A 25689-nucleotide genomic window follows, 5' to 3' on the forward strand; every position below is an offset into this window, starting at 1 on the left:
GCTCGATCACCTGCTTCACCGCTTCGGCCTGGAACTCATCCGTGTACTGCTTGCTGTTGCCCATAAACACCTCGGTCATTGCCATCAATTATGGCAACCGGATGTCTACGAAAGGCTGGCCGGTCCACCACTGGAAGTTGCTGTTGAATTTGATGCCGTAGGGCGGATCGAAATAGATGCACTGCACCTTGCCGCGCAGCCCCTCGCGCTCGGCCAGGCTGGCCATCACCTGCAGGCTGTCGCCAAGGATGAAGCGGTTCTGCCAGTGGCCTTCATGCTGGTAGAACTCGGTGCGGTCCGCGCCTTCGGGCAAGCCGTTGAAGTCGCCGAACAGGTCCAGCATGTCCTGTTGCGGTGCGGCGGCTTCGCGCCGTTCTTCGGTTTGGCGGCGCAGGTCGTCGATCAGCGCCTTTGGCTTGACCTTTTCCTGGATGTAGAGCGGCGGCGCGTTGACGACCAGATCGCTCCAATCCTGCTGGTCCTTGCCGCGCCAGACCAGTTGCGGATCCAGGTCACGGTTCAGCCGCCGCTGCCACTCCGGAGACGCCTTGCCTGCATCGTGCAGGGCACACAGTTCCTCCAGCCATTGCTGGTTGGCGCGTGGGTAGGCCACCTTCACCGGCGCCTGCTCGTGCTGCTGCATCACCGACTGGTGTTCCACGGTGGGGATGTTCTTGCGCTTGGCCTCGCCGTGAACGAGGTCCTCGACGGCCAGCGGGGCTTTGGGTTTCCGGTTTTTTTTGGTTGCCATCTCAGTGTTCCTTGTTTCCCGGCGCAGCCGCTTCAATCATTTGGTTGAACTTCGCCTCGACCTCTTTCGCGAAGTCATCCTGCATTTCGTACACATCACCGAACTCAGCAAAGGCCCAGCGGCCGTGCGTGCCGAGGTGGTTCACACCGGGAATCCAGTAAGTGTCCATGGTGGACTTTTTTTCCTTCGCATCCTCGCGCCGGTAGCCCTTGATCTCCACGATCAGGTTCAGCGGATCGCTCTCACCGCGACCGTCGTCCACTTGCACGATGAAGTCCGGGAGATAAATGCGGTTGGCCGAACCAAAGCGGTAGGGCACTTCCAGGCCGAGGTTGTGGTTCTTGGTGTAAGCCAGCACCTTGGGGTGGGACTCGGCGACTCGGCAGAATTCACCTTCCCAGCCGCTGTCCAGGATGACCCAGTTGACGTGGTTCTTCGGCTGGTTGTCCACCCCAAATGTTTCCCAGCGTTCTTCGCGCGAGGTGTTGAAGCGCACATGCGCGGTGCTGCCAGTTGCGTTGAACGGGTCGAGGATGGCCTTGACCTGCCCGCCCTTTTCCAGTTCCTTCGCGGTGATGCCCTTGGTGATGCGTTGGCAGGCCGTGTCCGCCAGCTCGCGGTACATCAATTGCGCCGGGTAGGTGCCCCCCTTGCATTCCAGACATTCGTCCAGCCACTGGCGCACGATGCGTTTGAGCTGGCCAAACAAGGCAATCGGTGCATCCTGGCCTTGATCGCGCCAATGCCCGAACAATAAGTGCTTGGTCAGCTCCATCAAGAGGGTTGACCGGCGCACATCCTTCAGATGCTTGATGTCCAGCACCACCGCTTCGCCGATGATGCCGGCGTTGTGGGTCTGGGTCGCGCCGACCCTGTCCGGCGTCAGGGTGAAATGGTGGTCGTTGTTGAATTCGGCTTCGAGTTGTTCTTCTGGCAACTCGACACGATAGCCCTGCACACGCGGGAACCGGATTTCCAGAGGGTCGCGTTCCGGACGCAGCGCCTTGACCGTTACGGTTTCGCGGGGCTTGGGCGGCGTGACGACGACCGGCTTGGCCGTGAAGTCGAAGGGGATGCCGAATACATCGGCGTACTCCACGTCGAACAGGCCTTGCTCGTTCAATTCATAGGACTGGCGGCGCAGGGCACGGCCAATCACCTGCTCGCACAGCAGTTGGGTACCGAACGCACGCACGCCGAGGATATGGGTCACGGTATTGGCATCCCAGCCCTCGGTGAGCATGGACACCGACACCACGCAGCGGATTTGCTCGCCCAGGCGGCCCTGCTTGCCAACGGTGTTCATCACTTCGCGCAGCAGTTCGCTGTCACTCAGGTTCTCAGCCTGGCGGCGATCGCCGGTGCGCTCGATGATCTCGCGCTTGAAGCGTTCGATCTCGTCGGCGGCCATGCCCCGGAAGTTGTCGTCCAGCGCGTCGCCGGATTCGAGTTGCTCACTGTCGATCAGCAAGGTGTTCGGGCGTGCCAGCGGCTCGCCATGCTCATCGAAGTTGCGGAACAATTCCAACCGGCCCGGTACGCGCGTTCTGGAGCCATCGTCGTTGGTGCGCTCGAAACCGGAGATGTAGTCGAACACCAGCTTGGAAGTGGCGGTGTTGTTGCACACCACGATAAAGCATGGCGGCACATGGATGCCGGCCTGCTTCCACGCCTCGTAGGTTTTGAGGTAGTGGCCGTACAGAGCCTCCAGCGCGGTCTGCAATTCCACCGGGATGGCCAATGGATCGAGCTGAGCGTTCTTGCCACGCCCTTTCTTCGGCATCCTATTGCCGATGTGCTTCCAGAGTTCACGGTAGATGGGCATTTGCGCGCCGGGAATGTTGTCGGCCACCGGCACGCGTGGCAATTTGACGATGCCGCATTCGATGGCGTCCATCAGCGAGAAATCGCTCATCGTCCAGGGGAACAGCGTGCCTTCCACGTAGCCCGAGCCGGCCAGGAAGAACGGCGTAGCCGACAGGTCCATCACCTGCTGCAGGCCCAGCTTGCGGTTCACTGCTTCCAGGCCGGAAATCCACAGCCGTGCGGCTTCGTTGTTCTCCTCGGCCTCGGCTTTCTGGTCTTTGTCGAGATCCTCGTCGTCCTCCGCAGCGTGCGGTTTTTCTCGATAGCAATGGTGCGCCTCGTCGTTGATGGCGAGGATGTTTTTCAGCCCCATCAGCTCCGGCATAACCCGCTGGAGCATCTGGCCTTCGGTTTCCAGCGTGTCCAGCTCGCTGCCGGTGCGGCCTTGCAGCAAACGGCGGCCACCCTTGGACAACTCCATGCGCTCGCGCAGCTTGAAGGCGTGGTAGTTGGTGATGACGATCTTGGCCTTGTCCAGATCCGCCAGCATGTCGCGGGGCACGATCTCCCGGCTGGCGTAGTAGCTATCTGCATCATTGGGCAGCAGCACTCGCAGACGATCCTTGATGGTCAGGCCAGGGGCGACCAGCAGGAAGCCTCGGGTGAATTTCTTGCTCTGCGGATGGCGCACGGCATTGACCGTCTGCCAAGCGATGAGCATGGCCATGACCGTGGTCTTACCTGCTCCGGTGGCCAGTTTCAGCGCCAAGCGCAGCAGGCCAGGATTGGCATCGTTGCTGGCCTTATCCAGATGATCGAGGAAGCGCTCGCCGTTCTTGCCAAGCTGCGGGGCGACCTCGGTCAACCAGATGGCGGTCTCGGCCGCTTCGACCTGGCAGAAGAACGGACGCACACCAGCGAACTTGTGGTTCCGCCAATGTTCCAGTAAACGGGCCGTTTCGGGGGTGACGCGCCACTGCGACGGCGGCAGGCGACGCCAGGCATCGACCTCGCGCCGCACCGAATTGATCAGCTCAGAGTGGCGGTAACGCTGCCCGTCATCAGCCAAGTTCTCGACTTCATCCAGCGCCAGCGCAGCCTGTTCGCCGCGGTGCCGGCGGGGCTTTGGAATTGGACTGATGAAGCTGGACGCTCGGCGTGACTCGACAATTTGCTGCGTAGGTTGTCCGCTGTCGTCCAGCTCCCAGTGCCGCGACGGGTAGTCGTAAGGCGAGTTAAGGATTGGCTGGTTGAAAAACTGGTCACTCACTTCTATCCCCTAATTCCTTGAGTCTTCCTGGCCACTTGCACTCTTGATCCCACGACGTTCAAGCAAACTCAGCGCCTAATGATAGTCGTCTTCACGATGGTGCCTGACGGCCAGGACGGTCACCGTCGTGCTGTTTTCGATCTCGAACAGCAGTACGTATCCCGCACTGCCAAAGCCGATCACAAGCTCTCGCAAGAACGGATCCGCCGTGGCCTTGCGACAGCTCATCGGTGTGCATTCGAGCAGGGCGACGCCCTCACGGATGGCCTGCAGCGCCCGTTCGGCAACCGCGTAGTCTCCTGCCGCATGCTGCAGCAGCCAGTCGTACAGGCGCCCCAGGTCCTGCTGCGCTTCTTCCGTAAAGCGAACGGTCCATGCCATCCCGGTCTATTCCTTTTGTGCGCGGTCCATCCTCGCTTGCAGGCCGTCCAACACCTCCTGTGCATCGATATAGCGCCCTGTCTGGCGCGCTTGCTCCCGCGAAGCCAGGCCTCTGGCGATGAACTCGGCCTGGTGCCGGCGACGCCGCACCTCATCGCGCAGCGACTGCTCCATCAGGGCGGACAGACTTTCGCCCTTCTGCAAAACCGACTCGGCGGCTTCGCGCAGTTCGGGCTCGACCCGCAGGGACGGCAGCGACGCGGTTTTCATCCCACACCTCATGCGTTGCAATTGCGATGCATGGTCGCAGGGGATGCACAGGCGTTCAAGTGCCGCTGGCGAAGTTCGCTATTCACGAATAGCGAATTTCCTACCGCCCAAAAACACCAAACCCCGCTTGCGCGGGGCTTGGTATGGGCAAAGGCGCTGATGAAAGGCCCCTCACCCCAGCCCTCCCCCGCACACGGGAGAGGGGGCACAACCTGCGATCAGGCAAACGGATCCTGCAGCACCATCGTGTGGTCGCGGTCCGGGCCGGTGGAGACGATGCTGATCGGGCAGCCGGCCAGTTCCTCCAGCGCGCGCAGGTAGGCGCGGGCGGCGGCGGGCAGCTTGTCCCACTCGGTGATGCCGTGGGTGGTCTCATTCCAGCCCGGGAACTCCAGGTAGACCGGGGTGCAGTCTTCCCAGCCCTGCGCGTCCAGCGGGGCGTACTCGGTGCGCTTGCCGTTGTACTCGTACGCGATGCAGACCTTCAGCTTCTCCATGCCGTCCAGCACGTCCAGCTTGGTGATGCACAGGCCGGAGATGCCGTTGATGGCCACGGCGCGCTTGAGCGCGACGATGTCCATCCAGCCGCAGCGGCGCGGGCGGCCGGTGGAGGCGCCGTACTCGGCGCCGCGGTCGCGGATGCCCTGGCCCACTTCGTCGTCCAGCTCGGTCGGGAACGGGCCGCCGCCCACGCGCGTGGCGTAGGCCTTAGCGATGCCCAGCACGTAGTCGATGTCCTGCGCGCCCACGCCGGTGCCGGCCAGCGCGCCGCCGATGGTGGTGTTGGAGCTGGTGACGTAGGGATAGGTGCCGTGGTCGATGTCCAGCAGCGCGCCCTGCGCGCCCTCGAACAGCACGCGCTTGCCCTGCTTGCGCAGGTCGTGGCAGATGCCGGCCACATCCGACTTCATCGGCTGCACGTACTCGCCGAAGGCCAGCGCCTCGTCATAGGTCTTCTGGAAGTCGACCGCTTCCACGCCCAGGTACTTGGTCAGCACGAAGTTGTGGTAGTCCAGCGCGGTGCGCAGCAGCTCTTCCAGCTGCTTGGGGTAATGCAGGTCGGCGATGCGGATGCCGCGGCGCGCCACCTTGTCCTCGTAGGCCGGGCCGATGCCGCGGCCGGTGGTGCCGATGGCCTTGCCGCCGGCGGCCTTCTCGCGGGCCTGATCCAGGGCGATGTGGTACGGCATGATCAGCGGCGCGGCCGGCGAGATCTTCAGGCGGCTGCGCACTTCCACGCCGGCCGTTTCCAGCTCGTCGATCTCCTTGATCAGCGCGGCCGGGCTGATCACCACGCCGTTGCCGATCAGGCACAGCGCGTCCTGGCGCAGGATGCCGGACGGGATAAGGTGCAGCACGGTCTTCTTGCCGTTGATGACCAGGGTATGGCCGGCGTTGTGGCCGCCCTGGAAGCGCACGACGGCGCCGATCTCTTCGGTGAGCAGATCGACGATCTTGCCCTTGCCTTCATCGCCCCACTGGGCGCCCAACACCACCACTGACTGACCCATGACGGGTACTCCTGTTTTGTTGCGGCCATCGGGGCCGCGGACTCGGGCCGTGCGGTCTGGCGCATGATCCGCGTGTGTGTCAGCCGCCATCGGGGCGGGCCGCACGCGCATCACCGCATCCAGGACACGGAAAAAGCCGGAAGGGTGTGCTTCTGGTGGGAAGCGCCCGGCCGGCTTTTGTGCATTATCCGGGTTTTGGGGGACGGGGGCCACCTTGGGGTGGCTGGGGGTGTTCAGATTTGCGAGGCCGGGGCGCGCGGGCAGCGGCGCAGGAGCGAAGTCACTGGATTCCCGCGTTCGCGGGAATGACGATTGGAAGGCGACGCTTCGGCTGTAGCGGAAGCCGCGGGCAAAACGAAACGGGGCGCCTTAAAGGCGCCCCGCTCCACTTCGCATCGATCAGCCGATCAGCGATCGGACTTCATGTACTGCAGGAACGGGTCGTTCTTGTCTAGCACGATCACCGCGTTGCCGTCGGCGAAGGAGTGCCGGTAGGCCTCCAGGCTGCGGTAGAAGGCGTAGAAGCCCGGGTCGGCCGCCGACGCCTTGGCGTACAGCTGCGCGGCTTGGGCATCGCCCTCGCCGCGCAGGCGCTGGGCGTCGCGCTCGGCCTCGGCCGCGATGACCGTGGCCTGGCGGTCGGCCTCGGCGCGGATGGTGCGGGCCTGCTCCTCGCCCTCGGCGCGCAGCGCGCTGGCGACCTGCTGGCGCTGGGCGCGCATGCGGTCGTAGACCTCGCCCAGCACCTTGCTGTCCTGCGGCAGGTCGATCTGCTTGAGGCGGATGTCCACCAGCTGCATGCCCAGGTTCTTGATCGCCGCGTTGATCGACACCAGCTGCCTGGCGATGATCTCGCTGCGGTCGCCGGACACCAGCTGGGTCAGCGTGCGCGAGTTGATCTCGTTGCGCAGCGAGTTGGTCACGATCGGCGCCAGGCGCGCGTTGGCGTTGCGCTGGTCGCCGCCGGTGGCGCGGTAGTAGGCGCGCACATCGGAGATGTAGCCGATGGCGAAGAAGTCCACCGACACGTCCTTCTGCTCGGAGGTGAAGTAGCGCTCCGGCGCGGTCTCCAGGATCTGGAAGCGGCGGTCGAACACGCGCGCGGTCTCCACCAGCGGCAGCTTGAAGTGCAGGCCGGGCTTGACGTCGGCGCGCACCACGCGGCCCAGGTTGAGCACCATCGCGGTCTGGTCCTCGCGCACGACGAACACCGAGCCCATCAGCGCCAGCAGGGCGGCCACGATCACGGCCACGGTCACGGAAGTCTTCATGGGCGGCCCTCCTCGCGGCCGGTGGGTCGCGGCGGGCGCAGCGGGTCGGTCGGCGTCGACGAAGCGCTGTCGCTGCCACCCGCGCTCTGCACCGCCGGTAGCAGCGTGTCGGTCGGCAGGCGCGGCAGGGTCGAGGCCGGCGGCAGCGCCTTGGCCTGGGCGTTGGCGTCCATCGGCACGTAGATCAGCTGACGGCCGTCGCCGCCGACCACCTTGCGGTTATGGCCCAGCACCTGTTCGACCGTCTCCAGCCACAGGCGCTTGCGGGTGGTCTCCGGCGCGGCGGCGTACTGCTGCTGCAGCAGGCTGAAGCGGTCGGCGTCGCCCTGCGCGTTGGCGATTGCGGCCTCCTTGTAGCCTTCGGCGGCGGTGCGGGTGCGCGCGGCCTCGCCGCGGGCCTCGGGCACCACGCGCGCGGCATAGGCCTGGGCCTCGTTGACCAGGCGCTCGCGGCTCTGCTGGGCGCTGTTGACGTCGTCGAAGGCCGGCTTGACCTCGTTGGGCGGGCGCGCGTTGGGCAGGGTCAGGTCGGTCACGACCATGCCGGTGTGGTAGGCGTCCAGCGCCGCTTGCAGGCGCTCCTTGGCGGCGGAGGCCAGCGGGCCGCGCTTGTTGAGCACGTCCTCCAGCGAGGCGCGGCCGGCCTGCTCGCGCACCGCGCTCTGCGCGGCCTGCTGCAGCACCTGGTCGGCGTCCTGGGTACCGTAGAGGTACTGGCGCGGGTCGTTGATGCGGTACTGCACGTTGAGGGTGACGTTGACGATGTTCTCGTCGTTGGTCAGCACGGGCATTTCCTGCAGGCCCCAGGTGCCGATGGTGGTCACCTGCACGTTGCGCACGGTTTCGATGGGCCAGGGCCACTTGAAGTTGGGGCCGGGCTGCATGATCCGCGCGAACTGGCCGAAGCAAAGCACCACGCCGCGCTCCTGCTCGCCCACCAGCTGGAAGCTGCTGAAGGCCAGCAGCAGCACGAAGAACACGAGCACCCAGCGCAGCGGGCCACCGCCGCCGGCGCCGAAGAGGGCGCGCAGGCGCGCCAGGATCTGGTCCAGGCCGCCGCCCTGTCCCGGCTTCCAGGAATTGCGCCCCCCGCCCGGCCCGCTGCCGCTTCCGTTGTTTCCCGAACCGCTACCAGGGGTATTCCAGGCCATGCCAACTCCGAATTGATGAGACGCAGCGGGCCCGATGTGGCGGGGGCACGGCGCCGGCCGATTCTACCCGCTTGCCCCGGGGCTGCCCGCTGACAGGGGCGTCATGGCGACGAAGCGCCGCGATGACAAGGTCTGGCCAACCTGAACACTGCCCGCGCGGCCGGGTGCCAGACCACGCACCGCCCACGGCCGCGCTGGTACTTCTACGCCGCTCAGTCCGGAACCGCCCGATGTCGACCCCCATCGAAGACTACGCCATGCTCGGCAACTGCCGCAGCGCCGCCCTGGTGACCCGCGCCGGCTCGATCGACTGGCTCTGTCTGCCGCGGTTCGACTCCGACGCCGTCTTCGCCGCCCTGCTCGGCACGCCCGAGCACGGCCGCTGGCTGCTCTGCCCGGCCGACGAGACCGCCCGCATCAAGCGCAGCTATCGCGACGGCAGCCTGGTGCTGGACACGATCTTCGAGACCGACAGCGGGCAGGTGCTGGTCACCGACTTCATGGTCGCCAGCCATAACGGCGAGGTGCACAACCATCTGGTGCGCCGGATCGAGGCGCTGCGCGGGAAGGTGCCGATGCGCACCGAGCTGGTGATGCGCTTCGGCTATGGCCTGATCGTGCCGTGGGTGACCCAGCAGGACGACGGCCTGCGCGCGGTCGCCGGCCCCGACCAGCTGCTGCTGCGCACGCCGCTGACCATTGACAGCCACGACATGGTCTCCACGGCCGAGTTCACGCTCGAGCCAAGCCAGAGCACGTGGTTCGTGCTCAGCCACGGCGCCTCGCATCTGGAGCAGCCGCCGGCGCTGGAGGTGGAAGAGGCGCTGCAGACCACGCTGCGCTTCTGGGAGGACTGGTCCTCGCGCTGCGCCGATGCCGGGCCCTGGAGCGCGCAGGTCAAGCGCTCGCTGGTCGTGCTCAAGGGCCTGAGCTATCTGCCCACCGGCGCCATCGTCGCCGCACCGACCGCCTCGCTGCCCGAGTCTCTGGGCGGCGAGCGCAACTGGGACTATCGCTACTGCTGGCTGCGCGACAGCAGCTTCACCCTGCTGGCGCTGACCAACGCCGGCTATCGCGAGGAGGCCGCGGCCTTCCGCGACTGGGTCAAGCGCGCGGTGGCCGGCACCCCGGGCCAGCTGCAGGCGCTGTACGGCGTGGGCGGCGAGCGGCGCCTGCCCGAGTGGGTGGCCGACTGGCTGCCCGGCTATGGCGATTCGCGCCCGGTCAACCTGGGCAACGCGGCGGCCAAGCAGTTCCAGCTGGACGTCTATGGCGAGCTGATCGGCATGCTCGAGGCCGCGCGCCTGCGCGGCATGGAATCGGGCGAGTCCGGCATCGAGCTGGAGCGCGCCTTCCTGATCGAGCTGGAACAGCGCTGGCACGACCCGGACGAGGGCATCTGGGAGGTGCGCTCGGGCCGGCGCCACTTCACCCACTCCAAGCTGATGGCCTGGCGCGCCTTCGACCTGGCCGCGCAGAACGCGGCCAGCTACTGCGAGGAAGATCGCGCCCGCTGGCGCGAACAGGCCACGCAGGTCCATGCCGACATCCTGGCCAACGCCCTGCATCCGGATGGCTACTTCGTGCAGAGCTACGGCGGCGAGGCGCTGGACGCGGCGCTGCTGCTGATGCCGCTGACCGGCTTCCTGCCGCCGGACGATCCGCGGCTGGTGGCCACGGTCGAGGCGATCCGCGACCGCCTCACCGTCGACGGCCTGGTCCAGCGCTACGCCACCGAGCAAGCCGGCGACGGCCTGCCCGACGGCGAAGGCACCTTCCTGGCCTGCAGCTTCTGGCTGGTCGAGGCGCTGGCGATCATCGGCCACACCGACCAGGCGCTCGAGCGTTACACCGCCTTGCTCGCGCTGTGCAACGACGTGGGCCTGCTGGCCGAGGAATACGACCCGCGCGGCCGGCGCATGCTCGGCAACTTCCCGCAGGGCTATTCGCACGTGGCCCTGGTCAACGCCGCCTACCGCCTCAACAACCTCCACGATATCCAGCGCACCAGCACGGAGATCCACGCATGAGCGACACCACCTCTCCCGGCGTCACCGCCGAAGCCCTGGCCCCGCCCTGCATCCTGGTGCTGTTCGGCGCCCGCGGCGACCTGGCCCAGCGCCTGGTGCTGCCGGCGCTGTACAACCTCAAGCGCGCCGGCCAGCTGGACGAGCGCTTCGCCATCCTCGGCTTCGACCACGGCGATGTCAGCGAGGCGGCGTGGCGCCGCAAGATCGGCGATGCGCTGCGTGCGCAGGCGGCCTCGCGCGGCGGCGAGTTCCAGGCCGAGAGCATCGATGAGGACACCTGGCGCTGGCTCTCAAAGCGCATGTTCTACCAGCGCGGCGATTTCACCTCGGCCGAGGACTACCGCCTGCTGGGCAAGCGCCTGGAGGAGATCGACCCCAAGCACAATACGCAGGGCAATGTGCTGTTCTACCTGGCCACCGCGCCGCGCTTCTTCGGAACGGCGGTGACCGAGCTGGGCCGCGCCGGGCTGGTCAAGCAGACCGAGGGCGGCCCGTGGCGCCGGGTGATCGTCGAAAAGCCCTTCGGCCATGATCTGGAAAGCGCGCGCGCGCTCAATGCGCAGATCGCCGACGTGCTCGAGGAGGACCAGGTCTTCCGCATCGATCACTTCCTGGGCAAGGAGACGGTGCAGAACATCCAGGCCTTCCGCTTCGCCAACGGCCTGTTTGAGCCGGTCTGGAACCGCGACCGCATCGACCACGTGCAGATCACCGCGGCCGAGACCATCGGCGTGGAAGGCCGCGGCAGCTTCTACGAGCCCACCGGCGCGCTGCGCGACATGGTGCCCAACCACCTGTTCCAGCTGCTGGCGATGGTGGCGATGGAGCCGCCTTCGGATTTCACGCCCAAGGCGATGTTGCGCCGACGTTCGGAGGTCATCGAGGCCGTGCGCCCGCTGGCACCGGAGGACGTGGTGCGCGGCCAGTACGCCGCCGGCAGCGTCAACGGCAGCAACGTGCCGGGCTACCGCGAGGAGGACACCACTTCGGACACCTCCGAGACCGAGACCTATGTGGCGATGAAGCTGGCCATCGACACCTGGCGCTGGGCCGGCGTGCCGTTCTACCTGCGCACCGGCAAGCGCCTGCGCACGCGCACCACCGAGGTGGCGATCCGCTTCAAGCCCGCGCCGCTGGCGCCATTCCGGCATACGGCCGTCGGCGGCTATGGCCCTGACTGGCTGGTCCTGCATATCCAGCCGGACGAAGGCATCTCGCTGCAGTTCGACGTCAAGCGGCCGGGCTATCCGGTGGCGCTGGCGCCGGTGCGGATGGACTTCCGCTATCGCGACTGGTTCCCGCAGCAGAACACCGTGGGCTACGAGCGCCTGCTGCACGACTGCATGCGCGGCGAGGCGGCGTTGTTCCAGGACGCGACGATGGTCGATGCGGCCTGGCGCATCGTGCAGCCCGTGCTGGACGCCTGGGCCCGGCAGCCGGCGACCGAATTCCCCAACTACGTCGCCGGCAGCGAGGGGCCGACCGCCGCCGATGCGCTGCTGGCGCTGGACGGCGGACGCACCTGGCGCGCGCTAACGCCCGGGCGCACGCGCCCGCCGCAGCGGGCCCGCACGCAGGCCCCGGACAAGCCCGCAGGCAAGGTTGGCAAGGCCGCTTCCGCGCCAGCGGCAAAAAGCGCCAAGCCGGCGGTGAAGAAGGCGCCGGCGAAACCCGCCGGACGCAAAGCCGTGAAGAAGACGGTCAAGCCGGCCGCGAAACGCGCGCCACGTCGTTGAAGCACGCGTGAGTGGAAAGGCGTGGGGAATGAGCGAAAGCCAGCGCATCGAGTGAATCAAGCGACACCTGCTGTTCGCAGTCGCGTCTGGTCACTCCTCTCCGCTCACTCCTCGCATGAACTCCACCGCCATGCCCCTCCCCAAGACCCTCATCGTAATGGGCGTGTCCGCCTCCGGTAAGACCACCGTGTCCAGGCTGCTCGGCCTGGCGCTGGACTACCGCGTGCTCGACGCCGACGACCTGCATCCGCAGGCCAATATCGACAAGATGCGCCAGGGCATCGCGCTCACCGATGACGACCGCGCGCCCTGGCTGCGCAGCGTCGCCGCCTGGATCGCCGAACAGCGGGCGCAGGGCGTGGGCGTGGTGGTGGCCTGCTCGGCCCTCAAGCGCGCCTATCGCGACGTGCTGCGCGACGGCGACGCGCAGGCGGTGTTCGTCTGGCTGGACGTGGCGCGTCAGCAGCTCGACCAGCGCATCGCCCAGCGGCCTGGGCACTTCATGCCCGCCAGCCTGCTCGGCAGCCAGCTCGACACGCTTGAGCCCCCTGCCGCGGACGAGCGCGCGGTGCACGTGGTGCCGGACGCCGTGGTCGAGCACACCGTGGACGACGTGCTCGCCAAGCTGAAAGCGCTGCACTAACCGCCGCGAACAAAGCCTCAACCGTCGTTCCCGCGAAAGCGGGAACCCATGGACGTTGCGCGACCTGGACGAAAGTCCCTGGATCCGCGCGTTCGCGGGGATGATGACTGTTAGGTTCACAGCGAACCTGCGCACGAATCTCCCTACCGTCGTTCCCGCGAAAGCGGGAACCCATGGACATTGCGCAAACTGGACGAAAGTCCTTGGATCCCCGCGTTCGCGGGGATGACGACTGTTGGGTTCGAAACGCGAGCCCGCGCGGGAATCTCCCTATCGTCGTTCCGGCGGAAGCGGGAACCCATGGACGTTGCGCGACCTGGACGGAAGTCCCTGGATCCCCGCGTTCGCGGGGATGACGACTGCTAGGTTCCCAGCGCGAGCCCGCGCGCGAATCTCCCTACCGTCGTTCCCGCGAAAGCGGGAACCCAGCGACTTTCAAGCGACGCACGAGGCCGGTCACCGCTTCCCGGGAAACCAAAGTCCCCTCGCCCGCCCTGACCACTCAATCCTCGGGCCAGCGAATCTCCGGCTTCTTCGGCGCGTCCTGACGCACCGCCGGCACCGCGTCCACGGCCGCCCACACCTTGAGCGCATCCACCGTGGCGGCCACGTCGTGCACGCGCACCAGCATCGCGCCGCGCTGCACGGCGATCAGGTGCGCGGCCACCGAACCCGCCGCGCGCTGCGCCGGCGTCTCGCGCCCGGTCAGCTCGCCGATGCTGCGCTTGCGCGACATGCCGGCCAGCACCGGCACGCCCAGTTCGGTGAAGCGCTGCAGCTGCGCCAGCAGCGCGAGATTGTGCGCGGTGGTCTTGCCGAAGCCGAAGCCGGGATCGACGATCAGCTGGCGCCGGTCGATGCCGCTCATCTCGGCGGCGAAGATGCGCTCGGCCAGGAAGCGATGCACCTGCCCGACCACATCGTCGTACTCCGGCGCCTCCTGCATCGACTGCGGCTCGCCCAGCATGTGCATCAGCACGACCGGCACGCGCAGCTGCGCGGCGGCCTCGAGCGCACCGTCGGCACGCAGCGCACGGATGTCGTTGATCATGCCCGCGCCGGCGGCCACCGCCGCGCGCATCACCTCGGGCTTGAAGGTGTCGATGCTGATCGGCAGCGTGGTCCGCTCGACCAGCGCCTCGATCACCGGCACCACGCGACGCAGCTCCTCCTCCACCGGCACGGCCTGCGCGCCGGGGCGCGTGGATTCGCCGCCGATGTCCAGGATGTCCGCGCCCTCCTCGGCCAGCTTCAGGCCGTGGGCCACCGCCGCCTCCAGCGTGTCGTGCGCGCCGCCGTCGGAAAACGAATCCGGCGTGACGTTGACGATGCCCATCACCCGTGGCCGGTCCAGGCGCAGCACGCGGCCGTTGCAGTCCAGCTGAGGCGAGGTGTCGAACATGGGCGCGCTCCGGCGAGTCTGGGCGAGCGCGCATGATACGCGTCAGCCGCCGCGACGCTTCTTCTTCTGGCTGCTCATGAATACGCCCAGCACCGCGCCCAGGCCGATGCCGATCGCCAGGCCCACGCCGAGGTCGTGCATGGCCAGGCCGAAGCCCGCGCCCAGCGCCACGCCCAGCGCGATGCCCACGCCCAGGCTCCATCCACTGCTGTCGAAGATCGTGCGCACGCGCCCCTCGTGATCGGTCGGTGGTGACAAAGCAAAAGGCCGGGACTGATCCCGGCCTTTCGATGACCTCTGCGCCAGGCCCTCAGGTCTGCGCAGCGGGGCCGGCGATCGGCGGCAGGGGCCGCTTGCTGCCGCCACCGCGGTCGTTGTTGTCGTTGTTGGTCTTGCTCCAGCCCGCCGGCGGCGGCGGATCGCGGCCTTCCATGATCGCGTCGATCTGCGGCGCATCGATGGTCTCGTACTGCAGCAGCAGCTTGGCCATCGTGTGCAGCTTGTCCAGGTTGTCGGTCAGGATCTTGGTGGTGCGCTGGTAGGCGTTGTCCAGGATCCCGCGCACGACCTCGTCGATCTTGCGCGCCGTGGCGTCGGAGACGTTCTTGTGCTGGGTCACCGAACGACCCAGGAACACCTCGTCCTCCTCCTCGCCGTAGGCGATCGGGCCCATCTCGTCGCTCAGGCCCCACTTGGTGACCATGTTGCGGGCCATCTTGGTCGCGCGTTCGATGTCGTTGGACGCGCCGGTGGTGACCTTGTCGGTGCCGAAGATCAGTTCCTCGGCGACGCGGCCACCGTACAGCGAGCACAGCTGCGACTCGATCGCGGTGCGGTTATAGCTGTACTTGTCGCCCTCGGGCAGGTACATGGTCACGCCCAGCGCGCGACCGCGCGGGATGATGGTGACCTTGTAGACCGGATCGTGCTCGGGCACGACCCGACCGACGATGGCGTGGCCGGCCTCGTGATAGGCGGTCAGCGTCTTCTCGTCCTCGCTCATAGCCATCGAGCGGCGCTCGGCGCCCATCAGGATCTTGTCGCGGGCACGGTCGAAGTGGTCCATGCGGACCTCCTTCTCGTTGCCGCGCGCGGCGAACAGCGCCGCCTCGTTGCACAGGTTGGCCAGGTCCGCGCCGGAGAAGCCCGGCGTACCGCGCGCGACGATCATCGCATCGACGTCGTCGGCCAGCGGCAGCTTGCGCATGTGGACCTTGAGGATCTGCTCGCGGCCCTTGACGTCCGGCAGGCCGACCACGACCTGGCGGTCGAAGCGACCCGGGCGCAGCAGCGCCGGATCCAGCACGTCGGGACGGTTGGTCGCGGCGATGATGATCACGCCCTCACCGCCCTCGAAGCCGTCCATCTCCACCAGCAGCTGGTTGAGGGTCTGCTCGCGCTCGTCGTGACCGCCGCCCAGGCCGGCGCCGCGATGGCGGCCGACCGCGTCGATCTCGTCGATGAAGATGATGCACGGGGCGTGCTTCTTGGCCTGCTCGAACATGTCGCGCACGCGGCTGGCGCCGACGCCGACGAACATCTCCACGAAGTCCGAGCCGGAGATCGAGAAGAACGGCACCTTGGCCTCGCCGGCGATGGCCTTGGCCAGCAGCGTCTTGCCGGTGCCGGGCTGGCCGACCATCAGCACGCCGCGCGGGATCTTGCCGCCGACCTTCTGGAACTTGGTCGGGTCGCGCAGGAATTCGACCAGCTCGCCCACTTCCTCCTTGGCCTCGTCGCAGCCGGCGACGTCGGCGAAGGTCACCTTGACCTGGTCCTCGCCCTGCAGCTTGGCGCGCGACTTGCCGAAGGACATCGCGCCCTTGGCCCCGCCGCCACCGCCCTGCATCTGGCGCATGATGAAGATCCAGAAGCCGATGATCAGCAGCACCGGCAGGAAGTTGAGCAGGATCGCGGCCAGCGAGATGCCGCTGTCCGGCTCCTGCTGGCTGATGTTCACGCCCTTGGCGATCAGCACGTTGACCAGGCTCTCGTCGGTCGGGCCGAACACCAGGCCCTGGGTGCCGTCGGTGCGCTTGTAGCTGATCGCGTTAGTCTTCTGGTCGCCCTTGTTGGTGAACTCCACCGAGCTGATCTGCCCGTTGTTCACGTCGTTGACGAACTGGGTGTAGGTGAGCTGGTTGCTGCCCGGCCCCGCGCCCGGGCGCGGGGAGAAGCTCTGGAACACCACCATGAGCACCACCGCCACTACGACCCACAGCAGCAGATTCTTGGTCAAGTCGTTCATCCTCATGGCCTTGGGTGGTCCTCTGGCACTACACGTTAAAGCGAAATTGTCTGACCGGCCCGCTCGTCCGGTTCACTTGGGCTGGGCGCGCTTGCCCTGCCCCAGTGCGTACACCTCCGGCGACCGCTTGCGCGAGGCGTCCGGCTTGCGGATGACGACCTTGTCATACCGCTTGCGCAGGTCGCGGATGTAATCGTCGAAGCCCACGCCCTGGAACAGCTTGATCAGGAAAGCCCCGCCGGTGCGCAGATGGTGGTCGGCGAAATCCATCGCCAGTTCCGCCAGATGCATCGCCCGCGGCTGGTCCACCGCATCCACACCGCTCTTATTGGGGGCCATGTCGGAAAGCACAAGGTCGACCTGCGCCCCGCCCAGCATGGCTTCCAGCTGGGATAACACGGCCTGCTCCCTGAAGTCCCCGTGAAGGAACTCCACCCCCGCCAGGGAGGGCATGTCCAGGATATCCATCGCCACGACCCGGCCGTTGTCGCCCATGGCCTGGCGCACGTACTGCGACCAGCCGCCGGGCGCGGCGCCCAGGTCGACCACGGTCATGCCGGGCTTGAGCAGCCGGTCGCGTTCGATCAGCTCCTCCAGCTTGTAGGCGGCGCGGGAACGCAGCCCCTCGGCCTGCGCCTTTTTGACGTAGGGGTCGGAGAAGTGTTCCTTGAGCCAGCGCTGGCTGCTTTGACTGCGTTTGGCCATGGGGACGGCGGTTTGCGCGGCGCGCACGCCCGCGTGATCGGGATGGAAAACAGGGGGCCATGATACGCTGATCGCCCTCCACCACCCCCAAGTGCCTTGCATGTCCGTTGTCCTGACCGCCGCCCAGAACCGTTTCCTGCGCGGGCAGGCGCATGGGCTGAAGGCCTTGCTGCAGACCGGCGGAAAGGGGCTGACCGAGGCGTTCTACGCCGAGCTGGACGAGGTGCTCGAGCGCCACGAGCTGGTCAAGGTGAAGATCGCCGCTGCGGACCGCGAGGTGCGCGACGCGATGATCGACAGCGTCGTCCAGCGCACCGGCGCCGCCCTGGTCCAGCGCATCGGCCACGTGGCCGTGCTGTACCGCCCCAGCCGCGACAAGCGCACGATCGTCCTGCCGCGGGCCTGAAGTCCCCCTTTCGGCGCGCCGTTCCCCGCCGGTCCCGCGCCCAGCCCAGACGGGAGCCGCCATGCAACTGAGCCACGAACGTCCCGATTACGCCTACAGCCTGCGCGCGGCCGACGGCGCCAGCGCCACGGTCAACGACCAGGTGCTGCGGGCCAGCTTCATCCTCACCCCGGACTCCCTGCAGACCGACTGGCCGGTGGCCGACGCCGCCGCGCTGGAGGTGGCCGCGCTGCAGCCGCTGCTGGCGCTGAACCCGGAGATCGTCCTGCTGGGCACCGGCGGCCGGCAGATCTTCCCCTCGGCCGAGGTCATGGCCACGTGCCTGACCCGCGGCATCGGCCTGGAAGTCATGGCCAACGCCGCCGCGGCGCGCACCTACCACATCCTGGCCGGCGAAGGCCGGCGCGTGGCGGCCGGGTTCATCCTCGGCGGTTGAGGCGCGCTCCCGTGGCGGACACGAAGAAGGCCGACAATGCCGGCCTTTGCTTTTGGCCGTCCGACGCAGTGTGGAGCCGGAGCGCGGACGTCGCCGACCACGCGCGGCCCGACCGCGCGCGGCCGCCTGTAGAGCGGAGCTTGCTCCGCTGAGGCCTTCCCACGAACCGAACGAAGAGCAGCGGAGCAAGCTCCGCTCTACAGGCAGGTCGCGAGGTTTTGAGGAGACAGGCCGGCACAGAGCCTCACCGGCAAAGAGTCTCAACTGCCCCGGTGTGGTCCCGCGCGATTACTTGGGCGGCAGATAACCCAGCGGGTCGACCGGCTTGCCGTTGTAGCGGATCTCGAAGTGCAGCATGTCGCGCGAGGCGCCGCTGCGGCCCATTTCGGCGATCTGCTGGCCGGACTTCACCCGCTGCCCCTCGTTGACCAGGCGCTTGCGGTTGTGGCCGTAGGCCGACAGCCAGGCCTCGGAGTGCTTGACGATGATCAGCTCGCCGTACCCGACCAGGCCAGCGCCGGAGTACACCACCACGCCATCGGCGGTGGCCCGCACCGCATCGCCCGCGTTGCCGGCGATGTCCACGCCCTGGTTGGAGGCATCGCCGGGCACGAAGCGCCCGACGATCTGGCCGTCGGCCGGCCAGCGCCAGGCGATATCGCTCTTGACCGGCGGCGGCGCGGCGACCGGCGTCGGCGTGGCACCGGCGGGCGCGGACGTGGCGGGACGGCCGGTGGCCACCGTGGTGCCCGGACGCGCGCCGTTGGAGGGGAACAGCCGCAGCGACTGGCCCGGATAGATGGTGTAAGGCGCGGACAGGCCGTTCCACGCGGCCAGATCGGCCGGCGCGATGCCGTTGTCGGTGGCGATGCGGTACAGCGTCTGGCCGCGCTGCACGTTGACGCTCTTGCCGTACTGCGGCTTGGAGACGACCGCGCGCGGCGCGCTGGTCCCGCCGCCGACGCCAGGGCGCGAAGCAGGGCCGGAGGTGCGGGTGACGGTGCTGCTGCACGCGGCCAGCGCCAGCGCCGTGCCCATCAGCAGCGCCAGTGGCGCCACGCGTCGTGTCGGGCCAAGCCCCAGGTCCATGCCGAATCTCATCCGTTCTTTGCCCTCCACGCCAGCCAAGCCAAGACACCGAGCAGCAGCACGCTGGCGATCCAGCCGACCGGTTCGATCCAGCGACGCAGGGCCGCTTCGGCCCGTGCCCCGCCCAGACGCAATGCCAGGGCGATGAGGAACACGCGCTTGCCGCGTCCGACCACCATGCTGGCAATGAACGGTAGCAGCGGCACTCCGACGATGCCTGAGGCCCACGTAAATATCTTCAGCGGGATCGGCGTGAACCCGGCCAGCACCAGCAGCCAGAACGCGCGCCACGGCGACTGCGCCACCAGCTCGCGCAGATGCGCGACCTGACCATCGACCGCCGCGCGCCAGCCCAGCGCATCGATCAGCGGCTGCACCGCCGCGTAGGCGAAATGTCCCAGCGCGTAGCCCACCAGCGCGCCCAGCAGCGAGCCGCCCAGGCTGATGCCGGCGAAGGAGAACGCACGCTTGGGCTGGGCCAGCGCCATCGGCGCCAGCATCACTTCCGGCGGCACCGGGAAGAAGATCGCCTCGATGAAGCTCAGGCCGAACAGCAGCCGCGGCGCGTGCCGATTCCGCGACCAGGCGATGGCGCGGGCGTAGAGCGGACCGAACAGCTGCATCAGTCGAGGGTTCCAGACAGCAGGGGGACGAACATCACCGGCGCCAGGGTGGCCTGCTGCAGCTGGCCGTCCGCATCGCGGGTGACCTGCACCAGCGACTGCGAGGCGCTGCCGCCCACCGGGGCCACCAGCACGCCGCCGGGCGCGAGCTGATCGATCAGCGCGTCCACCAGCGCCGGGCCGGCGGCGGTGACGATGATGGCATCGAAGGGACCCTGCTCGGGCCAGCCGACGCGGCCGTCGTCGTGCTTGCTGCGCACGTTCATGCCGAGCTGGCGCAGGCGCTTGCGCGCCAGGCGCAGCAGGTCGCCGATGCGCTCGACGGTGTAGACCTCCAGCCCCAGCGCCGCCAGCACCGCGGCCTGGTAGCCCGAGCCGGTGCCTACTTCGAGCACGGTCCTGGGGCTGCGCCCGGTCAGCAGCAGCTCGGTCATGCGCGCCACCACCCAGGGCTGGGAGATGGTCTGGCTGTGGCCGATCGGCAGCGCGGTGTCCTCGTAGGCGCGCGTGGCCAGCGCCTCGTCGACGAACAGGTGGCGCGGCACGGTCCCGATCGCGTTGAGCACGCGCTCGTCGACGATGCCGCCCTCGCGCAGGCGCTGGACCAGGCGGTCGCGCACGCGCTGCGAGGTCATGCCGGAGCCGGCCGCCTCGGCCGCCGGCACGCGCAGGCGTGGGGTCATGCCGCCGGCTCCAGGCCCGCGCTGAGCCCGCTGACCCAGCCGGACACGGTCTCCAGGGCCTGGTAGCGGGTCAGATCGACGTGGATCGGCGTGATCGAGATGGCGCCGCTGCGCACGGCGTGGAAGTCGGTGCCCACGCCGGCGTCCTGTTCCGGACCGGCCGGGCCGATCCAGTAGACCGTGCCGCCGCGCGGGTCGTTCTGCGGCAGGCAGGCCTCCGAGCGGTGGCGGTTGCCCAGGCGCGTGACCTCGTAGCCGCGGACGCGCTCCCACGGCAGGTCCGGCACGTTGACGTTGAGGATGGTGTTGGCCGGCAGCGGATCGGCCGCCAGCCGCGCCACGATGTCCACCGCGGCGCGCGCGGCGGTCTCGAAGTGGCGAGGCTGATGGTCCTGCGTGACCAGCGAGACGGCGACCGCCGGCAGTCCGAGGAAGCGTCCTTCCATCGCCGCCGACACGGTGCCCGAATAGATCACATCGTCGCCCAGGTTGGCGGCGTTGTTGATGCCCGACACGACGATGTCCGGATCGAAGTCCAGCATGCCGGTCAGCGCCAGATGCACGCAGTCGGTGGGCGTGCCGTTGACACGGATGGTGTGCGCGTCCAGCTGGCGCACGCGGATGGGCAGGTCCAGCGTCAGCGAGTTGCTGGCGCCGGAACGGTCGCGATCGGGCGCCACCACCCAGACTTCATGACCGGCGTCACGCAGGCCCTCGGCGAGAATGCGGATTCCGGGGGCGTCGACACCGTCGTCGTTTGAGACCAATACGCGCATGGGGTTCCTTCTTGATGCGCATCGGATGATACCGGATCGATCCGCGCGCTTCGCCCTTGCGCGACGCGCCCGGCCACGTACCCTGCCTGCATGAGCGACGCGCGCGACGACGACGACAGCGACCTGTTCCGCACGGCCATCGGCCCGGTGCGGCGCCTGGACGACGCGCCGACGCCGCCGCGCGGGCCGCGCCCGCGCCCGGCCGCGCGCATGGCCCAGGCCGACGAGCGCGCGGCGATGAGCGAATTCCGCCAGGCGCTGGAGGCCATGCCGATCGGCGCGGGCGATGTGCTGGCGCATCGCGTCGAGGCGCTGCCGGTGACCGTGTTCAACCGGCTCAAGCGCGGCCAGTTCTCCGTCCAGGACGAGCTGGATCTGCATGGCGCCACCGCCGGCCAGGCCGAGACGGCGCTGCGCCTGTTCCTGCGCAACGCCCAGCGCAGCGGTAGCGCCTGCGTGCGCATCATCCACGGCAAGGGCCTGGGCTCGGACGCGGAGATCCCGGTACTGAAGAACGTGGTGGACCGCGTGCTGCGCCAGCGCAGCGACGTGCTGGCCTTCCATTCCGCGCCGCCCGCTCAGGGCGGCACCGGCGCGGTGCTGGTGCTGCTGGCGGCGCGCTGAAGCGCCAAACGCAAGCCTGACGTGTCGATCTGCCGCCCGCCCGCACGTCGTGTGGGATGGACCGGCAACACAGACCGACGCCGAAAGGAATCGCCCCCACCCCAAAGCGGCAAAGCGAAGCGCGTCGTGCCCGCGAAGGCAGACACCCAGGGGTCTCGACTTGCCACGCACGAGTCGCCGGGTCCGCGCTTTGGCGGAAACGACCGATGGGGGCGCCAGCCACTTCACACCGAGGATTTCCCATGCTTCCGACGATCACTGCCTTCGAACGCTCGCCCGATCGCGGGCGCGGCCTGGCCCGCGACATGCGCGTGCGCTGGGCGCTGGAGGAAGTCGGCCAGCCCTACGCGGTGCGCCTGCTGTCCTTCGAGGCGATGCAACAGCCGGCCCACCGGGCGCGCCATCCCTTCGGCCAGATTCCCACCTATGAACAGGACGGGCTGGTGCTGTTCGAATCCGGCGCGATCGTGCTGCACATCGCCCAGACCCATCCCGGCCTGCTGCCCGAGGCTCCCGACGCCAGGCTGCGCGCGGTGTCGTGGATGTTCGCCGCGCTCAACACGATCGAGCCGCCGGTGTTCGAGCGCGCGTTATGCGTGGTTCTGGAGCGCGAAACGCCGTGGTTCGCCGAACGCCTGGAAACGCTCGACAAGCGCGTGCGCCAGCGCCTGGGCGAGCTGTCCCTTCATCTGGGCCAAAGCCCGTGGCTCGACGGCGAGTTCAGCGCCGGCGATCTGCTGATGCTCAGCGTGCTGCTGCGGCTGCAGGGCTCGACGCTGCTGGAGGAACACCCCAACCTGCTCGACTACCTGGCGCGCGGCACGGCGCGGCCGGCGTTCCAGCGCGCCTTCCAGGCGCAGGCGGAGGTCTTCCTGCAGGCGCAGCAGGCCGATGCGCAGGCCAGCCCGGGACCGCGTGGCGCCGCGTGATGCGCCACCCGGCCGCTTCGCTCAGACGATGCGGTTCGCCTCGCGCACGGCACCCAGTTCGTGCAGCAGCGCGGTGGCGTAGCTGCCGGGCGCCAGGCCGAAGCGCAGTTCGAGCGTATCCGCGTCGTGCCAATGCCACTGCAGCGCATCGGCGCGTTGGCGCAGGGCGCGGCGCTCCTGCTTCAGGCGCGCGTCCTCCAGGCCGGCGCGCAGCGCGGGGCCGTCGCCTTCGCCGAGCGCCTGCGCCTCCAGCGCGGCGCAGGCGCCTTCCACGCGTGGCGCGCCCTCGCCCCACAGCGGGCCGCTGGGATGGATGTCGAACGCCGCCAGGCGCTCGGCCAGCGCCGCGCTCCACGGCTCCGGCCCGAACACGCTGCGGCTGCCGGCCAGCATCCAGACCTCGCCGTCCAGGCCGCGCTCCCAGCTGCCATCGAGCACGCGCGCGGTCAGCACGCGGTTGAACAACTCCGAGCGCGCCGCCGACAGCAGCAGCGAGCGCTGCTCGCGCCTGACGTGCTTCCTCGGGGCGCGCGCGCCGGCGGCGGATTCCTGCGCGGGACCGGCATGTCCGAACATTTCCAGGGCCTGGGCGACGTTGCCGCCGCCGCGGCCGAAGCGCTGCTCGCCGAACCAGTTGGGCAGCCCACGCGCGGCGATCTCGCCCAGGCGTTGCTCGATCGCCTCGCGCTCGCCGCGCACCTGGCGCAGCACGAGCGTGAAGCGATTGCCCTCCAGCGCGCCGCGCGGCAGCTTGCGGTTGTGCCAAGCCGAGGCGACGACTTCCAGGTTGGGCGTGGCCAGCGTGGCCAGATCGGGCGCCACGCGCTTGGGCAGGTGCACGCTGAAGCGCTGGGTGGTGACCGCGTGGCGGTCCTTCAGCCCGGCGTAGCCGATGCCGACCTCGCCGATGCCGGCCCAGCGCGCCAGCGTGCGCGCCACCTCGGCCGTGTTGAGGCCACGCTTGCGCAGCGTCAGCAGCAGGTGCTCGCCCTCGCCGTGCGGCGCGAAGGCGTCGCATTCGTCGACCTGGAAATCCTCCGGCTGGGTGCGGAACACCGCCTCCAGCACCGGCGGCCCGAAGGCAAGGGGAAGCGATGATGTCTCGGTCATGGGGCCTTGCATTCTCGTAGCGCCGAGCTTGCTCGGCTGGGGCTCGCTCGCCCGATTCCGTAGAGCCGAGCTTGCTCGGCTGAAGCTTTCCCGGGAAGGCCTCAGCCGAGCAAGCTCGGCTCTACAACCCGTCGGTCGAATTAGGCTTTCACCAGCAGCACCACGGCCTGCGCGGCGATGCCTTCGCCGCGCCCGGTGAAGCCCAGCTTCTCGGTCGTGGTGGCCTTGACGCTGACCGCGTCGGCGGCCACACCCAGCACCTGCGCCAGATGCGTGCACATGGCCAGCGCGTGCGGGCCGACCTTGGGCCGCTCGCACATCACGGTCACATCGGCGTTGCCCACCTGCCAGCCGCGCGCGCGCGCCAGACCGGCGCAGTGCTCGAGGAACTGCGTGCTGTCGGCGCCTTCCCAGCGCGGATCGGTCGGCGGGAAGTGGCGGCCGATGTCGCCCAGCGCCAGCGCGCCGAGGATGGCGTCGCACAGCGCATGGATCACCACATCGCCGTCGCTGTGCGCGAGCACGCCGCGACTGTGCTCCACGCGCACGCCGCCCAGCATCACGTGATCGCCGTCGGGCGCGAAGGCGTGGACGTCGAAGCCCTGGCCGATGCGGAGGGGCAAGGCGGGACCGGGGGCCGGGGACCGGAGACCGGGGGAAGCAGAAGCAGGCTCCGTTCGATGATCCTGCTGTTGCTGTTGCTGTGGCATCTGCACCCGCTCCTCCCGGGCCACCGGTCCCCGGTCTCCCGTCCCGGCTCCCACGATGTAGGCGAACCGGTCCAGATCCCCCGGCGTGGTGATCTTGAAGTTGGTGTCGTTGCCCTCGACCAGCAGCGGACGCAGGCCCTGGCGCTCCATGGCCATCGATTCGTCGGTGACCTCGATGCCGGCACCGGCGGCCTCGTCCAGGGCGCGGGTCAGCTGCAGGCGGCGGAACATCTGCGGGGTCAGCGCGCGCCACAGGCGCTCGCGCGGCTCGGTGGCGTCCACGCCACCGTCGTCGCCCGCGCGCTTGAGCGTATCGCGCACCGGCGCTGCCAGCAGCGCGCCGACCGGGTCTTCGCGACCGCGTTCGATCAGCCGCTCCAGATCGGCATCGGCCAGATTGGGCCGGGCCGCGTCGTGGACCAGGACGAAGTCGTCGGCGCGCACATGCTCGGGCAGCGCCTGCAGCGCGGCCAGCACCGAGGCCGCGCGCGTGCCGCCGCCGACGCAGGCCAGCACCGGCTTGCCGCCGAAGGCGGTCCAGCCCGGCCACCATGGGTCATCGGCCGACACGGCCACCACCGCACCCTCGACCAGCGGATGGCCCAGCAGCGCGGCCAGGGTCCAGGCCAGCACCGACTGCCCGCCGACTTCCAGATACTGCTTGGGCACTTCGCCGCCGAAGCGCGTGCCGCGGCCGGCCGCGGGAATCACCACCCAGATCCCACGCATCAATTGCCCTCTGCCTGCACGGCGTCTTCCTCGGAGATCGGCGCCGGCTCGCTGGCGGCAGGCGCCGACGGCGGCGCGGGCAACGCATCGCCCTGCGCCGGCGCGGTGTCGACCACGCGGTAGAACTTCTCGCCGGGCTTGATCATGCCCAGCTCGCTGCGCGCGCGTTCTTCCACCGCGGCCTCGCCGGACTTGAGATCCTCGACCTCGGCGGCCAGCGCCGCATTGCGCTCGCGCAGGCCCTCGTTCTCGCGGGTCTGGCTGGCCACCTGCGCCTTCATGGCGATCACCTCGCCCGAACTGCCGCGCCCGAACCACAGGTGGTACTGCAGGAAGGCCAGCAGTCCCACCAGCACCAGCAGCAGCCAGCGCCACTTGGCCATGTCAGCCCCCGCGGAC

At 68.5% G+C, this 25689-nt stretch carries 25 protein-coding genes and 1 pseudogene; 7 read left to right on the top strand and 19 right to left on the bottom strand.

All coding sequences use genetic code 11. The features are described from left to right. Positions 1–88 precede the first annotated feature (88 nt). The 7 genes from EAT51_RS13930 to hflK all read right to left on the bottom strand — a co-directional run bounded on the left by EAT51_RS13930 (position 89) and on the right by hflK (position 8411). On the bottom strand, positions 89–751 hold the full coding sequence (locus EAT51_RS13930; RefSeq protein ID WP_228257942.1) for a hypothetical protein: 663 nt from the start codon (positions 749–751) through the stop codon (positions 89–91). A gap of 1 nt (position 752) precedes the next feature. After that, the gene (locus EAT51_RS13935; RefSeq protein WP_130561759.1) at positions 753–3827 is read right to left on the bottom strand and encodes a BPTD_3080 family restriction endonuclease; all 3075 of its coding nucleotides are present in this window, start codon (positions 3825–3827) and stop codon (positions 753–755) included. Positions 3828–3902: 75 nt separating this feature from the next. Next, entirely contained in the window at positions 3903–4208 is a 306-nt protein-coding gene (locus EAT51_RS13940; RefSeq protein ID WP_130561760.1) for a type II toxin-antitoxin system RelE/ParE family toxin, read from the bottom strand. A 6-nt stretch (positions 4209–4214) separates the two neighbouring features. Further along, positions 4215–4478, bottom strand: a complete 264-nt coding sequence (locus EAT51_RS13945) for a YlcI/YnfO family protein (RefSeq protein ID WP_130561761.1) — start codon at positions 4476–4478, stop codon at positions 4215–4217. Positions 4479–4696: 218 nt separating this feature from the next. Next, positions 4697–5989, bottom strand: a complete 1293-nt coding sequence (locus EAT51_RS13950) for an adenylosuccinate synthase (protein WP_130522863.1) — start codon at positions 5987–5989, stop codon at positions 4697–4699. A gap of 407 nt (positions 5990–6396) precedes the next feature. Continuing rightward, complete coding sequence (hflC, locus tag EAT51_RS13955; RefSeq protein WP_130533380.1) at positions 6397–7260, bottom strand: protease modulator HflC; 864 nt, start codon at positions 7258–7260, stop codon at positions 6397–6399. Beyond that, on the bottom strand, positions 7257–8411 hold the full coding sequence (gene hflK / locus EAT51_RS13960; protein ID WP_130561762.1) for an FtsH protease activity modulator HflK: 1155 nt from the start codon (positions 8409–8411) through the stop codon (positions 7257–7259). The genes hflC and hflK overlap by 4 nt, the downstream gene beginning before the upstream one ends. 230 nt (positions 8412–8641) lie before the next feature. On the opposite strand from hflK, the gene EAT51_RS13965 reads away from it, so the two are divergent. From EAT51_RS13965 to EAT51_RS13975, 3 genes are all read left to right on the top strand, one after another. Further along, a complete protein-coding gene (locus EAT51_RS13965) occupies positions 8642–10441 on the top strand; it encodes a glycoside hydrolase family 15 protein (RefSeq protein WP_130561763.1) in 1800 nt (599 codons plus the stop codon). Further along, entirely contained in the window at positions 10438–12177 is a 1740-nt protein-coding gene (gene zwf / locus EAT51_RS13970) for a glucose-6-phosphate dehydrogenase (protein ID WP_130561764.1), read from the top strand. Before EAT51_RS13965 ends, zwf begins: the two co-directional genes overlap by 4 nt. 115 nt (positions 12178–12292) lie before the next feature. After that, positions 12293–12820, top strand: coding sequence for a gluconokinase (locus tag EAT51_RS13975; RefSeq protein ID WP_228257943.1), 528 nt, complete (start codon positions 12293–12295; stop codon positions 12818–12820). Between the two features lie 502 nt (positions 12821–13322). Here the strand turns inward: EAT51_RS13975 and folP are convergent. The 4 genes from folP to rlmE form a co-directional block, all read right to left on the bottom strand. After that, a complete protein-coding gene (gene folP, locus EAT51_RS13980; protein WP_130521419.1) occupies positions 13323–14222 on the bottom strand; it encodes a dihydropteroate synthase in 900 nt (299 codons plus the stop codon). 42 nt (positions 14223–14264) lie between these two features. Continuing rightward, on the bottom strand, positions 14265–14450 hold the full coding sequence (locus EAT51_RS13985) for a glycine zipper domain-containing protein (RefSeq protein ID WP_130521417.1): 186 nt from the start codon (positions 14448–14450) through the stop codon (positions 14265–14267). 82 nt (positions 14451–14532) lie between these two features. Continuing rightward, complete coding sequence (gene ftsH, locus EAT51_RS13990) at positions 14533–16470, bottom strand: ATP-dependent zinc metalloprotease FtsH (protein WP_165394525.1); 1938 nt, start codon at positions 16468–16470, stop codon at positions 14533–14535. Between the two features lie 72 nt (positions 16471–16542). Beyond that, positions 16543–17175 carry a 23S rRNA (uridine(2552)-2'-O)-methyltransferase RlmE gene (gene rlmE, locus EAT51_RS13995; protein WP_130521466.1) on the bottom strand — a complete coding sequence of 211 codons (633 nt, stop codon included), beginning with the start codon at positions 17173–17175 and terminating at the stop codon, positions 16543–16545. Positions 17176–17275: 100 nt separating this feature from the next. Between rlmE and yhbY the strand changes: the two genes are divergently transcribed. After that, positions 17276–17581, top strand: a complete 306-nt coding sequence (yhbY, locus tag EAT51_RS14000) for a ribosome assembly RNA-binding protein YhbY (RefSeq protein ID WP_130521413.1) — start codon at positions 17276–17278, stop codon at positions 17579–17581. A gap of 61 nt (positions 17582–17642) precedes the next feature. Further along, entirely contained in the window at positions 17643–18017 is a 375-nt protein-coding gene (locus tag EAT51_RS14005; RefSeq protein ID WP_130554045.1) for an Mth938-like domain-containing protein, read from the top strand. A gap of 288 nt (positions 18018–18305) precedes the next feature. On the opposite strand, the gene EAT51_RS14010 is transcribed toward EAT51_RS14005, so the two are convergent. The 4 genes from EAT51_RS14010 to surE are packed head-to-tail and all read right to left on the bottom strand — an operon-like array spanning position 18306 to position 21188. Next, positions 18306–19106 carry a peptidoglycan DD-metalloendopeptidase family protein gene (locus tag EAT51_RS14010; protein ID WP_130554046.1) on the bottom strand — a complete coding sequence of 267 codons (801 nt, stop codon included), beginning with the start codon at positions 19104–19106 and terminating at the stop codon, positions 18306–18308. Positions 19107–19114: 8 nt separating this feature from the next. Then, entirely contained in the window at positions 19115–19729 is a 615-nt protein-coding gene (locus EAT51_RS14015) for a YqaA family protein (protein ID WP_130521408.1), read from the bottom strand. After that, positions 19729–20412, bottom strand: coding sequence for a protein-L-isoaspartate(D-aspartate) O-methyltransferase (locus EAT51_RS14020; RefSeq protein WP_130521406.1), 684 nt, complete (start codon positions 20410–20412; stop codon positions 19729–19731). Before EAT51_RS14020 ends, EAT51_RS14015 begins: the two co-directional genes overlap by 1 nt. Continuing rightward, the gene (gene surE / locus EAT51_RS14025) at positions 20409–21188 is read right to left on the bottom strand and encodes a 5'/3'-nucleotidase SurE (protein WP_130531662.1); all 780 of its coding nucleotides are present in this window, start codon (positions 21186–21188) and stop codon (positions 20409–20411) included. Before surE ends, EAT51_RS14020 begins: the two co-directional genes overlap by 4 nt. Before the next feature lie 90 nt (positions 21189–21278). Here surE and EAT51_RS14030 point away from each other — a divergent pair, with 90 nt between their 5' ends. Then, entirely contained in the window at positions 21279–21812 is a 534-nt protein-coding gene (locus tag EAT51_RS14030) for a Smr/MutS family protein (RefSeq protein ID WP_130521402.1), read from the top strand. A 242-nt stretch (positions 21813–22054) separates the two neighbouring features. Then, positions 22055–22741, top strand: a complete 687-nt coding sequence (locus tag EAT51_RS14035; protein WP_130521400.1) for a glutathione S-transferase family protein — start codon at positions 22055–22057, stop codon at positions 22739–22741. A 21-nt stretch (positions 22742–22762) separates the two neighbouring features. Here EAT51_RS14035 and truD read toward each other — a convergent pair whose 3' ends face one another. The 4 genes and pseudogenes from truD to ftsB all read right to left on the bottom strand — a co-directional run bounded on the left by truD (position 22763) and on the right by ftsB (position 25673). Next, positions 22763–23851 carry a tRNA pseudouridine(13) synthase TruD gene (gene truD / locus EAT51_RS14040; RefSeq protein ID WP_130521398.1) on the bottom strand — a complete coding sequence of 363 codons (1089 nt, stop codon included), beginning with the start codon at positions 23849–23851 and terminating at the stop codon, positions 22763–22765. Between the two features lie 140 nt (positions 23852–23991). Continuing rightward, a complete protein-coding gene (gene ispF, locus EAT51_RS20445) occupies positions 23992–24474 on the bottom strand; it encodes a 2-C-methyl-D-erythritol 2,4-cyclodiphosphate synthase (RefSeq protein ID WP_228257955.1) in 483 nt (160 codons plus the stop codon). Between the two features lie 149 nt (positions 24475–24623). After that, positions 24624–25290, bottom strand: a pseudogene (ispD, locus tag EAT51_RS20450) (2-C-methyl-D-erythritol 4-phosphate cytidylyltransferase); the annotation flags it as partial. Next, a complete protein-coding gene (ftsB, locus tag EAT51_RS14050; RefSeq protein WP_130521395.1) occupies positions 25290–25673 on the bottom strand; it encodes a cell division protein FtsB in 384 nt (127 codons plus the stop codon). The pseudogene ispD and the gene ftsB, both read right to left, overlap by 1 nt. Between the last annotated feature and the right edge of the window lie 16 nt (positions 25674–25689).

The organism is Pseudoxanthomonas winnipegensis (genome assembly GCF_004283755.1).
Taxonomy (GTDB): Bacteria; Pseudomonadota; Gammaproteobacteria; order Xanthomonadales; family Xanthomonadaceae; genus Pseudoxanthomonas_A; species Pseudoxanthomonas_A winnipegensis.

What these genes read in the sequence shown, in the direction of transcription:
- EAT51_RS13930 (WP_228257942.1), bottom strand. Translation starts at nt 751, where the DNA reads ATGGCAACCAAAAAAAACCGGAAACCCAAAGCCCCGCTGGCCGTCGAG.
- EAT51_RS13940 (WP_130561760.1), bottom strand. Translation starts at nt 4,208, where the DNA reads ATGGCATGGACCGTTCGCTTTACGGAAGAAGCGCAGCAGGACCTGGGG.
- EAT51_RS13945 (WP_130561761.1), bottom strand. Translation starts at nt 4,478, where the DNA reads ATGAAAACCGCGTCGCTGCCGTCCCTGCGGGTCGAGCCCGAACTGCGC.
- EAT51_RS13950 (WP_130522863.1), bottom strand. Translation starts at nt 5,989, where the DNA reads ATGGGTCAGTCAGTGGTGGTGTTGGGCGCCCAGTGGGGCGATGAAGGC.
- hflC (WP_130533380.1), bottom strand. Translation starts at nt 7,260, where the DNA reads ATGAAGACTTCCGTGACCGTGGCCGTGATCGTGGCCGCCCTGCTGGCG.
- hflK (WP_130561762.1), bottom strand. Translation starts at nt 8,411, where the DNA reads ATGGCCTGGAATACCCCTGGTAGCGGTTCGGGAAACAACGGAAGCGGC.
- EAT51_RS13965 (WP_130561763.1), top strand. Translation starts at nt 8,642, where the DNA reads ATGTCGACCCCCATCGAAGACTACGCCATGCTCGGCAACTGCCGCAGC.
- zwf (WP_130561764.1), top strand. Translation starts at nt 10,438, where the DNA reads ATGAGCGACACCACCTCTCCCGGCGTCACCGCCGAAGCCCTGGCCCCG.
- EAT51_RS13975 (WP_228257943.1), top strand. Translation starts at nt 12,293, where the DNA reads ATGAACTCCACCGCCATGCCCCTCCCCAAGACCCTCATCGTAATGGGC.
- folP (WP_130521419.1), bottom strand. Translation starts at nt 14,222, where the DNA reads ATGTTCGACACCTCGCCTCAGCTGGACTGCAACGGCCGCGTGCTGCGC.
- ftsH (WP_165394525.1), bottom strand. Translation starts at nt 16,470, where the DNA reads ATGAACGACTTGACCAAGAATCTGCTGCTGTGGGTCGTAGTGGCGGTG.
- rlmE (WP_130521466.1), bottom strand. Translation starts at nt 17,175, where the DNA reads ATGGCCAAACGCAGTCAAAGCAGCCAGCGCTGGCTCAAGGAACACTTC.
- yhbY (WP_130521413.1), top strand. Translation starts at nt 17,276, where the DNA reads ATGTCCGTTGTCCTGACCGCCGCCCAGAACCGTTTCCTGCGCGGGCAG.
- EAT51_RS14005 (WP_130554045.1), top strand. Translation starts at nt 17,643, where the DNA reads ATGCAACTGAGCCACGAACGTCCCGATTACGCCTACAGCCTGCGCGCG.
- EAT51_RS14010 (WP_130554046.1), bottom strand. Translation starts at nt 19,106, where the DNA reads ATGGACCTGGGGCTTGGCCCGACACGACGCGTGGCGCCACTGGCGCTG.
- EAT51_RS14015 (WP_130521408.1), bottom strand. Translation starts at nt 19,729, where the DNA reads ATGCAGCTGTTCGGTCCGCTCTACGCCCGCGCCATCGCCTGGTCGCGG.
- EAT51_RS14020 (WP_130521406.1), bottom strand. Translation starts at nt 20,412, where the DNA reads ATGACCCCACGCCTGCGCGTGCCGGCGGCCGAGGCGGCCGGCTCCGGC.
- surE (WP_130531662.1), bottom strand. Translation starts at nt 21,188, where the DNA reads ATGCGCGTATTGGTCTCAAACGACGACGGTGTCGACGCCCCCGGAATC.
- EAT51_RS14030 (WP_130521402.1), top strand. Translation starts at nt 21,279, where the DNA reads ATGAGCGACGCGCGCGACGACGACGACAGCGACCTGTTCCGCACGGCC.
- EAT51_RS14035 (WP_130521400.1), top strand. Translation starts at nt 22,055, where the DNA reads ATGCTTCCGACGATCACTGCCTTCGAACGCTCGCCCGATCGCGGGCGC.
- truD (WP_130521398.1), bottom strand. Translation starts at nt 23,851, where the DNA reads ATGACCGAGACATCATCGCTTCCCCTTGCCTTCGGGCCGCCGGTGCTG.
- ftsB (WP_130521395.1), bottom strand. Translation starts at nt 25,673, where the DNA reads ATGGCCAAGTGGCGCTGGCTGCTGCTGGTGCTGGTGGGACTGCTGGCC.